This window comes from Kitasatospora sp. NBC_01250, from assembly GCF_036226465.1.
In the GTDB taxonomy this organism is placed as follows: domain Bacteria; phylum Actinomycetota; class Actinomycetes; order Streptomycetales; family Streptomycetaceae; genus Kitasatospora.
Genome location: NZ_CP108476.1, coordinates 7,858,011 through 7,870,798, shown reverse-complemented (window position 1 = coordinate 7,870,798; position 12,788 = coordinate 7,858,011). Strand labels below are relative to the sequence as shown.

Here is a 12,788-nt window from a genome sequence, read left to right as displayed (position 1 = left end):
GGTTAAGCCCACATTGCGCGCTCATGTCAATACGCTGCGCACATGCCCGACCCGCCGGTGCACGAACGGTAGCGCTCCCCAACCACCGGGCGCCGTTGCCGACTTGTACGACCAGTGCCACACTGCCCAGATGCCCCTCCGCCCCGCTCCCCCCACCCCCTCGGTCACCCCCGGCCCCGCACACCCCAACCGCCGCCACCCGCCCCCAGCGACCGCGCGAACCCCGCGAGCCCGGCGAAGTCCGCCTCCCGCAGCCCGGCCCGCGGGTTGACGTGATGCAGCAGCGCCCGCCCGCCGTGCTCGGCTGCCACACAGGCGTGATCCGCCGCCCCCTGCTCGTCGTCCACCCAGGCAAACGGCCGGCCGGCGGCATACCGCACCAGCGGCTCACACTTCCAGTGCACCCGTCCGGCCGCTCCCGGAACAACGCCTCCCCGAAGTCGACGAACGGCAGCTCCGGCAACCCCAGCACCGGCCCGATCCACCGATTGGCCTCCGCCATCCACGAAGTGGCCCAGCCCCAGCAACGCGGCCCCGTCCCCAGGCCTGAGCCACACCTGCAACGGCCGCACCCGCCGTCCCCACTCGCCCCCCGCCTCCGGCACCCCGACCGTCACGTACCCCTCCGGACGCGTTCCCCCCGGCGCCGCATAGGGGTTCAACGGCCCGTCAACATCCAGAAACAGCAACGGCCGGCTCATCCCGCCCCCTCCTTCGCCACACCCTGCCGCCCCGGCTGTCCGCGACTCGCGCGGGCAACGGGCAGCCCCGCTTCGCGGGCGACGACCCGCTCGCACATCGGCTGGCGGGTCACCACTGGCTCACCCTGGGCCGTGCAGAGGCAGACGACAGCGGTGGGCTTCGCGGGCAGTCTGGCGACGGTGCGGGGTCAGGCTTGTAAGGTGCCGCGCCAGAGGTTGGCGCCGGAGGCCGAGGGTCGGCTGAGCCGTCCCTCGCCGACGGGTATCAGCGGCTGGAACTCGCGGAAGAGGGCGCTGCAGAACTCCCACTCCGGCGCGTGCTGCGGTCATGGCCGACGATCATGGCAGAGGGACAGACACGGTGCACCCGCATTTCCCGGCCGGGCACGCGGTCCGGGGCGGTGAGGAGCTGCCGCGCGGGTACCGGAGGAGGTGCAGGGGCTTCGTGGGGTGAGCGGCAACGTCGCGGCAACGCAGCATCGCTGATCAAGCGTCAGCTCGGCTCGGGGCTCAGCGCACTCCGCAGGAGGCGAGGGCCTGGGTCTGGGTCGGGTCGGGGTCGGTCGGGAAGTAGAGGTAGCAGATGCCGCCGCTGCCGTCCGCCACGGTGCCTGCCGCGTTCGTCCATTTGGTGCGCAGCCAGACGTTCTCGAACTGGCGCCGCTGGTAGACGCGTCGAACGGCGTCGTCGGAGGGTGAGGCGGGGTCGTTGGCGATCACGTCGCCCTGGGCGGTGAAGCCGACGAGCACCATCAGGTGGCCTGCGGTGTCGTAGCCCGCGCCGTCCAGTTCGCCGCTGCGGAACGAGACGGAGGTGATCACCGGGATGCCCGCCTGGATCAGCTGCTCGGCGTCGGTCAGCGAGCGCAGCCGGGTGACGACGGCCTGCAGGCCGGGGTAGGTCGCCGCGTAGGCGGCGTTGAACGGCCAGTTGCCGCAGCCCTGGTACTGGTAGTCGTAGGTGCCGCGGGCGGCCTGGCAGACCTGGGGGTCGGCGTAGTCGGGGCTGACCCAGGCGAGGTCGGCGGGGGTCGGCGCCTGGCCCCAGTAGGCGATGACCATCTGCGAGGAGGTGGGGCTGCACCAGGCCTCGCCGCCGCTGTCGTACTGCGGGTACTGGCTCCGGTGGATCTCCTGCGAGTAGCGCGGCACGGGCAGTTCGCGGGCGGCGGGCAGGCCGGGCGCGGCGGGCGGCACCTCGGTGCGTTCGGGCAGGTCGGAGGCGAGCAGGCCCAGGCGCCGGACGGTGGGGGTGAGGGCGGTGCCGGGCGTGCGGTAGAGGGTGAGCCGCAGCTCGCAGCCGGCCAGGCGCAGCCCGCTCGCGGGGGTGTCGATGGCGAAGGTGTCGGTGCGGATGCTGCTGCGCCCGTCCTGCTGGGCGTCGACGCTGGTGCGGCGGATGTCCTGGTCGCCCGCGGCCCAGTGGCCCATCACGTACCAGGGCGTGCTCGTGCCGTCGGTGTAGCTGCCGCGCAGCTCGACGGCGAGCCACGTGCCGGCGGGGGTGTGGGCGTTCCAGGAGACCACGGCCTGCGCAGCCGGGACGGCGAGCGGCTGCGCAGGCGAGGTCCAGCTCGCCCACTCCCAGCTCGCGGTCGCGCCGGTGTGCGGGTCGGTGAGGTCGACAGTGCCGGCGGCCGTCTCGATCCGCAGGCCCTGGGGGCCGTCGCCCGAGCCGCCCGGGAGGTCCTCGACCGCGGTGCCCTGGGCGGCGCCGGCGCCCCAGTCGGCGGCGGTGGTCCAGGCCCGGAACTCGACGGCGGGGGTCACCTCGGCGGGGCCGGCGTCCGGCGCCGGACGGCTCGGGGCGGTCGCGGCCGACGCGCGGGGCGAGACGGCGGCTGCGGTGACGGCGACGGAGGCGGCGGCCAGCAGGGAGCGGCGGGAGGTGTGGTTGGGCACACCCCCTCAACGCGGGGCGACCCGCCGGGGTCACGGACCGGTGGGCCGGACAGGGTCCGGATCACCCGGGGAAGACCAGTCCCAGCAGGCGCTGGAGGGCGTGCCGGTCCGCCTCGTCGAGCTGCTCCAGGCCGGTGAGGCCGGACACCAGCTCGGCGCGGATCTCGCGGACGGCCTGCTCGCCCTCCTCGGTGAGCAGCACGTTCTTGATCCGCCGGTCGGCGGGATCGACCTCGCGGCGGACCAGTCCGCGCGCCTCCAGGCGGTCGACGATGCCGGTGACGTTGGAGGCGTCGCAGGCCAGCAGGTCGGCCAGGGTGCGCATCGGGCGGGGCTCGCGGAGCAGGCTGAGCGTCTTGCCCTGCATGAGGGTGAGGCCCCGGTCGGCCGCGAGCGTGGCGAAGTGCCGGTAGTAGGCAGCCGCGGCCCGGGCGACCTGGTCCATCAGCTCGACCGGGGTGGGCGCGGCGACGGCAGCCGCGGGGGCGGCGGCGGGCGGGGTGGCGGACTGCGTCATGGGTCGAGTGTAGGCGAGATTGGTTGACATCCTCAATCTTTCAGGTCTACCGTCATCTCATTGGTTGAGGACATCAACCTTTCAAACGGCAATGGTCCAGGTTCCCCCCGACCGCCACCGTTCGCCGTGCACCGTTCGCAGAGGACCCCCCATGAGCCACGCCATCGCCGCCACCAGACAGCGCGGCAGCACCCCCCTGATCCTGGCCCTCGGCCTGGCCGCGATGGTCGTGGCCATGGCGCAGACCCAGGTCGTCCCGATCCTCGCCCTGCTGCAGAAGCAACTGCACACCGGCGCCGCCGGCGTCAGCTGGGTGACCACTGCCGCGCTGCTCTCGGCCGCCGTCTTCACCCCGCTGCTGGGCCGGGTCGGCGACCAGTACGGCAAGAAGCGCACGCTGCTCGCCGTGCTCGCGGTGATGGTGGTCGGCTCGGTGATCGCCGCGACCACCACCTCGCTGACCCTGCTGATCGTCGGCCGGGTGCTCCAGGGCTCCGCCACCGCGATCTTCCCGCTCGCCCTCTCGGTGATCCGCGACGAGGTGCCGCAGGAGAAGCTGCACGGGGCGATGGCGCTGGTCAGCGGCACGCTGGCGTTCGGCAGCGGGCTCTCGCTGGTGGCCACCGGGCTGCTCACCCAGGGCGCGCACCCCAACTACCACCTGGTCTTCTGGTTCTCCACCGCGCTGACCGTGCTCGCACTGGCCGCCGTCGCCGCCGTCGTCCCGCACGGCGGCTCGCCCACCGGGGGCCGGATCGACGTGCTGGGCGCGCTGAGCCTGGCCGTCTTCCTGGTCCTGCTGCTGCTCGGCATCTCGCAGGGCCACGAGTGGGGCTGGTCCTCGGCCCGCACGCTCGGCTCGCTGGCCGGCTCCGTGGTGGTCGCCGCGCTCTGGGTGCTGATCGAACGGCGGGTGCGCGAGCCGCTGGTGGACATGCGGATGTTCGTCCACCGCCAGGTGCTCTTCACCAACCTGGCCGGGCTCTTCGTCGGCTTCGCCTCGTTCGCCCAGTTCATCGGCATCTCCTACCTGGTGCAGATGCCGGGCCGGCTGACCGGCTACGGCTTCACCGCCTCGGTGCTGCGCGCCTCCGTCGAGTACCTGCTGCCCAGCGCGCTGATCGCGCTGGCCGCGGCGCCGGTCGGCGGCCGGCTGGTGCGGCGGATCGGCGCCCGGCACACCCTCGCGGTGGGCGCGCTGATCGGCGTGGCGGGCTTCGCCTGGCTGGCCTTCGGCCACGGCGCCGAGGGCTCGGTGATCGTGGCGGGCATGCTCACCGGCATCGCGATCTCCTTCGGCTACGCCGCGATGCCCGCCCTGATCGCGGCCAGCGTGCCGCTGCAGCAGACTGGCATCGCCAACGGCATCAACTCCATCTCGCGGTCGGTCGGCAGCTCGATCGCCAGCGCGGTGGTGACCTCGCTGCTCGCCTCCAAGACGGTGAGCTACGCCGCGCTCGGCGGGGCCGCGCTGCCCGCGGAGAGCCAGTTCACGCTCAGCTTCGTGATCGCCGCCGGGGCGCTGCTGCTGGCCGTCGTGGTCGCGCTGGCGGGGCTCAGCAAGCACCACCGGCCGCACCTCGCCCTGGTGGCGGACGACGAGCGGCGCGAGCAGCCCACCCCTGCTCCCGCCACCGCCACCTCCTGACCCCCCACAACCGCTCGCACCGCAATCCCGCACTTCAGCAACTTCCGCACTGGAGCAGCACCATGACTTCCGCCCTCTTCGTCGTCACCGGCGCCACCGCGTGGACGCTGGCCGACGGCACCCCGCACCCCACCGGCTTCTGGGCCGAGGAGCTCGCCGAGCCGCACCGGATCTTCACCGAGGCGGGCTTCGAGATCACCATCGCCACCCCCGGCGGGGTCCCCGCCACCGCCGACCCGGGCAGCCTGAGCGCCGAGGCCAACGGCGGCGCCGCGGGCGGCGGCCGGGAGAAGGCCGCGTGGCTCGCCACCTACCTCGACGCCATCGGGGCGCAGCTGGCGCACCCCGCCGAGCTCGCCGAGGTCGACCCGGACGCCTACGACCTGGTCTTCTACCCCGGCGGCCACGGCCCGATGGAGGACCTCGCGGTGGACGAGGCCTCCGGGCGGCTGCTGACCCGGGCGCTCGACTCGGGCAAACCGCTGGGCGTGGTCTGCCACGCGCCGGCCGCGCTGCTCGCCGCCCGCCGCGAGGACGGCAGCTGGCCCTTCGCCGGCTACCGGATGACCGCCTTCAGCAACGCCGAGGAGACGGTGGTGGGCCTGGCCGACCGCGCCCCGTGGCTGGTCCAGGACCGCCTGGTCGAGCTGGGCGCCGAGTTCGTCGAGGCCGCGCCGTTCACCCCGCACACGGTGACCGACCGCAACCTCTACACCGGCCAGAACCCGGGCTCCTCCGCCGGGCTGGCCCACACCCTGGTCGCCGCCGTCTCCACCGACCCGGCCACCGTGGTGGCGCGACTGCGCGGCGCCTTCACCACCGGGCGGACCAGGCCGATCGACTGGCGGCTCGCCCAGCTGCGCGCGCTGCGCGCCCTGCTCACCGAGCAGTCCGAGGCCTTCCTGGCCGCGCTCAAGGCCGACCTCGGCAAGAGCGCGACCGAGGCCCACCGCAGCGAGATCGGCTTCACGCTGAACGAACTCGACCACACGGTCGAGCACTTGGCCGACTGGCTGCGCCCGCGGCCGGCCGCCGTCCCGGACGGCTTCCGGCCCGCCGGAGCCCAGGTGGTGCGCGACCCGCTCGGCGTGGTGCTGATCATCGCGCCGTGGAACTACCCGCTGCAGCTGGCCCTCGCCCCGCTGGTGGGCGCCCTGGCGGCGGGCAACACCGCCGTGGTCAAGCCCAGCGAGCTGACCCCGGCCACCTCCGCGGCGCTGGCCAGGCTGCTGCCGCGCTACCTGGACCGGGAGGCGGTGGCCGTGCTGGAGGGCGGCGTGCCGGAGACCACGGCCCTGCTGGAGCAGCGCTTCGACCACATCTTCTACACCGGCAACGGCCAGGTCGGCCGGATCGTCATGACGGCCGCCGCCAAGCACCTGACCCCGGTCACCCTGGAACTCGGCGGCAAGAGCCCCGTGGTGGTCGAGCCCGGCGCCGACCTCGCGGTCACCGCCCAGCGGGTGGCGCGCGGCAAGTTCCAGAACGCCGGGCAGACCTGCGTGGCCCCGGACTACGTGCTCGCCATCGGCGAGACCGCGGGTGCCCTGGAGGCGCACCTGCGCGAGGCCGTGCAGGCGCTGTACGGGGCGGACCCGGCCGGCAACCCGGAGTACGGACGGATCGTCAACGAGCGCCACCACGACCGGCTCACCGCACTGCTCGCCGAGGGCCGGATCGTCACCGGCGGCGGCCACGACCGCGCCACGCGCTACCTCGCGCCGACCGTGCTGGCCGACGTCTCCCCCGAGGCGCCCGTGATGCAGGGCGAGATCTTCGGCCCGATCCTGCCGGTCATCGCCGTGCCCGACCTGGACGCCGCGATCGCCTTCATCAACGAGCGCGACAAGCCGCTCGCGCTCTACGCCTTCACCGACTCGGAGCAGACCAAGCAGCGGCTGGCGGCGGAGACCTCCTCCGGCGGGCTGGTCTTCGGCCTGACCGTCTCCCACCTCGCGGTGCCCGAGCTGCCGTTCGGCGGCGTGGGCGAGAGCGGCATGGGGCGCTACCACGGCGAGTACTCGATCGACACGTTCAGCCACGCGAAGGCCGTGCTGGACAAGCCGCTCGGCTGAGCCACCCGGCCGACCCGCTCGGCCGATCCGCCCGGCCGACCCGGCCTGCTGATCCACCCGGCCGACTCGGCCGACCGACCCGCTCGGCTGAGCCACCCGGCCGACCCGCTCGGCCGATCCGCCCGGCCGGCCACGGCTGCGCACCGGCCGCCGCAGCGGCTGCGAGAAGATACCGGTCCCCGGTCGAGCGATCGGCCGGGGACCACCACCCTCCTGTAAGGACAAGCAGATGAGCACTCCGCACGGCTCGGACCGCACGCCGGCCGCCGTCGACCACCGCGCGGCCGTCGCCGCGCAGACCGCCCGCTTCGTCGAGGCGGTCAAGGGCGCCGACCTGACGACCCCCGTCCCGTCCTGCCCCGGCTGGACGCTGGCCGACCTGCTCCAGCACGCGGGCAGCGTGCAGCGCTGGTTCGCCGTGCTGCTGAACGGGCGGATCCAGGAGCGGCCCACCAGCCGGGAGGTGGACCTGCGCCTGCCGGCGGGGCCGCAGGGCCTGGCCGACTGGCTGTCCGCGAGCGCGCAGGTGGCCGCGGAGGCCTTCGCCGCCACCCCCGCCGACCTGCCGATGTGGGCGTGGGGCGCCGACCAGCACGCCCGGTTCTGGGCCCGCCGGATGCTCTTCGAGACCCTCGTGCACCGGGTCGACGCCGAGGTGGCGTTGGGGATCCCGTCGGCGATCGACACCGAACTCGCGGTGGACGGCGTGGACGAGTTCCTCGTCAACCTGCCCTTCGCGAGCTTCTTCGCGCCCGGGACGGCCAAGCTGCGCGGCGAGGACAGGTCCATCCGGTTCAGCTGCACCGACGCGGACCGCGACTGGCTGGTCCGGCTGCGCCCCGACGGCTTCGGCCTCGACGGCACCGGCGCCACGGACGCGCCCGCCGACGCCACCGTGCGCGGGAGCGCCGCGGACCTGCTGCTGCTCGCCTACGGCCGGCTGGACCGGGCGGACGAGCGGTTCGAGGTCCAGGGGGACGAGGAGCTGCTGGCGCACTGGTTCGCCAACTCCGCGTTCTGAGCCTGCCGAGCCGCAGTGGCGCCCGCCGTGCGGCGGCCCGGGGAGCAGCGGTCCTCCGCTCCCCGGGCCGCCCCGGCTCAGCTCTCGCCCGCCAGCAGGCGCTGCTCCAGCATCTGCCACTGCGCACTCATGTCGTGCACCAGGTAGAGGTCCCGCCGGCGGGTCCAGGCCTGGCCGGACTGCGCGTCGTAGGTGCCGGGCATGGTGACGCCGACGGGCGCCGCGGCGGTGGTCATGCCCGCGAGGCGGGTGGTCTCGACGCAGCGCTTGACGTGGTCGCGGAACCCGACCACGCCCGCGGTACCGATGCCGCCGGGCAGCTTCCCGCGGTCGGCCAGCACCTGGGCCGCGACACCGTAGGTGCTCAGGTAGGTGATGGTGCCGTCCGCCGCGATCACCGGCTCGATCGAGGTGACGCCGCTCAGCCGGTACTTCGTCGTCAGGAAGTGGGCGATCTCCCACTGCGCGTACACCGGCACCGACCGCTTGGCACGGATCCGGGCGACGGTGTCGGCCAGCGCCTCGTTCACCGGTCCCGGCTCGTACAGCACCTTCGCCGGATCCCCACCGCCGGCGGGGGCGCGGTTGCCGAAGCTGTAGGCGACCAGGAAGTCGATGCTGGCCAGGGGCACGGTCGGCGGCTCCCAGGTGAAGCCGATGTCATAGATGGACGGCACCACCGCGCGCGCCGCGTCCGCGTCGTCCAGCGCGGCGGACAGGTCGGCGCGCATCTCGCGCTGCAGCCGGGCGGCGCCACGGTCGGCGTGGCCGGGACCGCTGCTCGTGACGTCCTTGGCCTCGGCGGGGGCCGCCGAGGCCAGCACGGGGGCCAGGGCGGCCACCGCGGTGGCGGCGAAGGTGCGTCGGTCCATGGGGGATCCAACCTCTCTCGACGTACGTGGACGAAGGGCTGATCCCAGCTCATCCAGCGTTCCCCACAGCGGACCTGCTCCCACCGGCAGGTGAACATCAGACGGACCCTCGGCCACGGCACGTGCCCCCGCCTACCCCCGCCTCCGTCGCCGTCCGCTCGATCAGCTCGACCGCGCGCCCTGCCCCGTCCTCCGCCGCCAACCGCCCGGCCAATGCGGTGGCCCGGGTCCGGTGGACGGGGTCGCCGGTGGCACGGGTGATCGCGGCGGCGAGGCGGTCGGCGGTCAGCGACTTGAAGGGGATCGGGTCGGTGCCGGCGCCCAGCCGGGCGAGCAGGTTGGCCCAGAAGGGCTGGTCGCCGAGGACCGGGACCGGCACCGCGGGGACGCCCGCGCGCAGCGCCGCCGCCGTGGTGCCCGCGCCCGCGTGGTGGACCACGGCGGCCATCCGGGGGAAGAGCGCCGCGTGCGGGAGCTCGCCGACGGTGATGACGTCCTCGCCCGTGCCGGACAGGCCCGCCCAGCCCGCCTGGACGACGCCGCGCACCCTGGCCCGGCGCAGCGCCCGCACGGCCAGCTCGCTCAGCCGTTCGCCCTCGCCGCCGCCCATGCTGCCGAAGCCGATGAACACCGGCGGCGGGCCGGCCTGCAGGAAGTCCGCCAGTTCGGCCAGCAGTTGATGATCCGTCAGTTGTGTATCGAAGGGCCACCAGTTGCCCACCACGTCGAGCCCCGAGCGCCAGTCCGCGGGCCGGGGCAGCACGCTCGGGCTGTAGCCGTACAGGACCGGCCAGCCGGCTGCCTCCTGGCGCCGCCGGGTGGCTCCGGCGGTCATCGGCGGCAGGCCGAGCCCGGCCCGCAGCCTGGTGACCGTCGGGCCGTAGACCCGGTCCACCAGGCGCAGCGAGACGTGCCCGGCGGCGCGGTTGCCCCACCGGCCCAGCGAGCGTCCGGCGCCGACGGCCGGGGCGAACTCCGCTGTGGGATGGACCGGTTGCAGGTACACGCCGATACTCTGGATGCCGTGGGCCTCGGCGAGCGACCAGCCGAGCGGCGCGGTGGTGGGGGCGAGCAGCAGCAGGTCGTCGCCGGGTGCGACGGTGGCGGCCACGCCCTCCCCCAGCTGCCGGACGAAGTCGGTGGCCTGCCGCAGCGGCGACAGCTCCCGCCGCAGTTCGCCGGGCAGCGCCCGGAACTCCAGGCCGCCGGCACCCACCAGCTCGGCGAAGCGCGGCTGGGTGGCGATCGCCACCTCGTGTCCGGCCTGACGCAGCCGCACCCCGAGGCCGGTGAAGGGCGCCACGTCGCCCTGTGATCCGCCCGCCAGGAACAGGATCTTCATCGGACTCCTCGCCGGGTGCGGCAGCTGAGCCCGACTCAGCCACCGGGAGATCGGACGGCATTCACCGTACGCCCGGGGACACCGCGGCAGCCGCAGGGGTCCGGTCGCCCGGCGAGCCCACGCACTGTAGCGCCCTGCCATGCCCGGATCAAGGGCTTTCATTTTTGCCATTCCTTGGGTGAAATATGTCCTCAACTTGGCAGTTTCAGTTCACCGGTCGGCTCATGGCCAGGCCCGGCAAGGGGAGGACGTCAACCACGTTGAAGCCGCACAGGACCTTGAAGTCGCATCCGACCAGGCGGACAGCCGCCGCGGTCACCAGTACCGCGCTGCTGGCCACCCTCGGCCTGAGCCTGCTGCCGGCCACCGCGGCAGCGGCTCCCGCCGCTCCGGTCGCCGTCACCGACCCCGCCGACGCCGCCCAGGCCGCCCGGGTCGAGCACGACCTGCCGGGACCGTTCACCGAGAAGGTGGCGGCCGAACAGAAGGCCGCCACCGAGCAGTTGCTCGCCGGCACCGCGAAGGTCGAGCAGCACGGCGGCAGCAGCAGCGTGAAGCTGGGCCGTGACAAGTACGTCGAGCTGGCCCGCGAGCGCACCGACAAGATCTTCACCATCCTGGTGGACTTCGGCGACCAGGTGGACAGCACCACCAAGCTGCCCGACGGCAGCGCCAAGTACGGCGGCACCCCGGGGCCCGCGCACAACAAGATCCAGCAGCCCGACCGCGCCGTCAACAACTCCACGGCCTGGCAGGCCGACTACAACCAGCAGCACTACCAGGACCTGTACTTCGCCAAGGACAAGCCCTCGCTGAAGACCTACTACGAGAAGCAGTCCTCGGGCCGCTACTCGGTGGACGGCCAGGTCAGCGACTGGGTCCGGGTGCCCTGGAACGAGGCCAGGTACGGCTCCAACTTCTGCGGCGCGCACATCTGCAGCAACGCCCAGGACCTGATCGTCGACGCGCTGAACGCCTGGGTCGCCGACCAGAAGGCCAAGGGCCGCAGCGACGCCGACATCAAGGCCAACCTCGCCGAGTACGACCAGTGGGACCGCTACGGCTCCCACCACGACGGCAACTTCAACCAGCCCGACGGCTACATCGACCACTTCCAGATCGTGCACGCCGGCGAGGACGAGTCGGCCGGCGGCGGCGCGCAGGGCGCCGACGCGCTGTGGGCGCACCGCAGTTACGTGCACGGCTCGGAGAACGGTCAGACCGGCCCGGCGGGCAACAAGCTCGGCGGCGTGCAGATCGGCGACAGCGGCTACTGGGTGGGCGACTACACCATGCAGCCGGAGAACGGCGGGCTGGGCGTCTTCGCCCACGAGTACGGGCACGACCTCGGTCTGCCCGACCTCTACGACACGGTGGGCCCGGGTGACAACTCGGTCGGCTTCTGGTCGCTGATGTCGTCGGGCTCCTGGCTCGGCGAGGGCAAGGACAACATCGGCGACAAGCCGGACGACCTCGACGTCTGGAGCAAGCTGAAGCTCGGCTGGCTGCGCTACGACAAGGCCGCCGCGGGCAAGGAGTCCACCCACCACATAGGCCCGGTGGAGTACAACAACAGGCTCCCGCAGGCCCTGGTGGTCGACCTGCCGAAGAAGAGCGTCACCACGACGATCAACACCCCGTACGCGGGCAAGAGCGAGTGGTGGAGCGGCAGCGCCGACAACCTGGACGTCGCGCTGACCCGCGACCTCGACCTGACCGGCCGCACCTCGGCCACCCTGACGGCCCAGGCCTGGTGGGAGCTGGAGCAGGACTTCGACTACGGCTACGCCGAGGTCTCCACCGACGGCGGCGCCAACTGGCAGGTGCTGGCGGGCACCTTCAACGGCACCGCGCTGCCGAAGAACGCCGCCGGCAAGGCCGCGCTGACCGGCAGCACGAACAACGCCTGGGGCCGGCTGTCCTTCCCGCTCGACGCGTACGCCGGCAGGGCGGTGAAGATCCGCTTCCACAACACCACCGACGGCGGCCTGCACCTGCGGGGCCTGGCGCTGGACGACATCGCCGTGACGGCGGACGGCGCGACCGTCTTCACCGACGGCGCGGAGAACGGGGACGCCGGCTGGACGGCCAACGGCTTCTCCCGGATCGGCGGCACCTTCGTCAAGGACTACGACCAGTACTACCTGGCCGAGAACCGCCAGTACGTCTCCTACGACGAGACCCTGCGCACCGGCCCGTACAACTTCGGCTCCGCCGCCAAGCCCGGCTGGGTGGAGCACTACGCCTACCAGCCCGGACTGCTGATCTGGCTCTGGGACACCTCGCAGAGCGACAACAACGTCAGCAGCCACCCGGGCCACGGCCTGATCCTGCCGATCGACGCGCACCCCGCCCCGCTCAAGTGGGCCGACGGCACCCTGATGCGCCCGCGCATGCAGGGCTACGACTCCACCTTCGGCTCGCGGCGCACCGACGGCCTCAAGCTGCACAAGGCCGACGCGCTCACCACGGTCCCGCGCTCGCGCGGGGTGGACGAGTTCAACGACCACGAGCGGACGTACTGGGACGCCTCCGACCCGAACAGCAGCGTGATCGTGCCGGACACCGGCACCAGCATCGAGATCGAGAACGAGAACGAGAGCGCCAACTACCTGGAGACCTGGATCCGGGTGCGCCCGGTCGACTGACCGCAAGCACCGCCCGCGCCGGGGCCCGCCGCAGCCGCGGTGGGCCCCTGGCCGTGTCCGGC

8 protein-coding genes and 2 pseudogenes are annotated in these 12,788 nt (G+C 73.3%); 5 read left to right on the top strand and 5 right to left on the bottom strand.

Going from position 1 to position 12,788, the window contains the following annotated elements; translation table 11 throughout:
* Window positions 1–164 precede the first annotated feature (164 nt).
* The 3 genes and pseudogenes from OG500_RS33235 to OG500_RS33225 form a co-directional block, all read right to left on the bottom strand.
* Window positions 165–701, bottom strand: a pseudogene (locus OG500_RS33235) (hypothetical protein).
* Window positions 702–1,211: 510 nt separating this feature from the next.
* Window positions 1,212–2,603 (bottom strand): C39 family peptidase, encoded by a 1,392-nt coding sequence (locus OG500_RS33230; protein WP_329585620.1) that lies wholly within the window; start codon window positions 2,601–2,603, stop codon window positions 1,212–1,214.
* Between the two features lie 61 nt (window positions 2,604–2,664).
* A complete protein-coding gene (locus OG500_RS33225; protein ID WP_327070544.1) occupies window positions 2,665–3,120 on the bottom strand; it encodes a MarR family winged helix-turn-helix transcriptional regulator in 456 nt (151 codons plus the stop codon).
* 151 nt (window positions 3,121–3,271) lie between these two features.
* Here OG500_RS33225 and OG500_RS33220 point away from each other — a divergent pair, with 151 nt between their 5' ends.
* The 4 genes and pseudogenes from OG500_RS33220 (at window position 3,272) to OG500_RS33205 (ending at window position 7,864) form a co-directional block, all read left to right on the top strand.
* On the top strand, window positions 3,272–4,768 hold the full coding sequence (locus OG500_RS33220) for an MFS transporter (protein WP_329585616.1): 1,497 nt from the start codon (window positions 3,272–3,274) through the stop codon (window positions 4,766–4,768).
* Window positions 4,769–4,830: 62 nt separating this feature from the next.
* Window positions 4,831–5,529: pseudogene (locus OG500_RS33215) on the top strand (type 1 glutamine amidotransferase domain-containing protein); the annotation flags it as partial.
* Entirely contained in the window at window positions 5,524–6,843 is a 1,320-nt protein-coding gene (locus tag OG500_RS33210) for an aldehyde dehydrogenase family protein (protein WP_329587874.1), read from the top strand. The pseudogene OG500_RS33215 and the gene OG500_RS33210, both read left to right, overlap by 6 nt.
* A gap of 229 nt (window positions 6,844–7,072) precedes the next feature.
* On the top strand, window positions 7,073–7,864 hold the full coding sequence (locus OG500_RS33205) for a maleylpyruvate isomerase family mycothiol-dependent enzyme (RefSeq protein WP_329585613.1): 792 nt from the start codon (window positions 7,073–7,075) through the stop codon (window positions 7,862–7,864).
* Between the two features lie 77 nt (window positions 7,865–7,941).
* Here the strand turns inward: OG500_RS33205 and OG500_RS33200 are convergent, their stop codons facing one another.
* Together OG500_RS33200 and OG500_RS33195 are read right to left on the bottom strand one after the other, a co-directional pair.
* Window positions 7,942–8,736, bottom strand: a complete 795-nt coding sequence (locus OG500_RS33200; protein WP_329585610.1) for a hypothetical protein — start codon at window positions 8,734–8,736, stop codon at window positions 7,942–7,944.
* Between the two features lie 97 nt (window positions 8,737–8,833).
* Window positions 8,834–10,078: a glycosyltransferase gene (locus OG500_RS33195; RefSeq protein ID WP_329585607.1), complete on the bottom strand. Its 1,245-nt coding sequence runs from the start codon at window positions 10,076–10,078 to the stop codon at window positions 8,834–8,836.
* Between the two features lie 224 nt (window positions 10,079–10,302).
* Between OG500_RS33195 and OG500_RS33190 the strand changes: the two genes are divergently transcribed.
* On the top strand, window positions 10,303–12,726 hold the full coding sequence (locus OG500_RS33190) for an immune inhibitor A domain-containing protein (RefSeq protein ID WP_442907095.1): 2,424 nt from the start codon (window positions 10,303–10,305) through the stop codon (window positions 12,724–12,726).
* The last annotated feature ends 62 nt before the right edge of the window (window positions 12,727–12,788 follow it).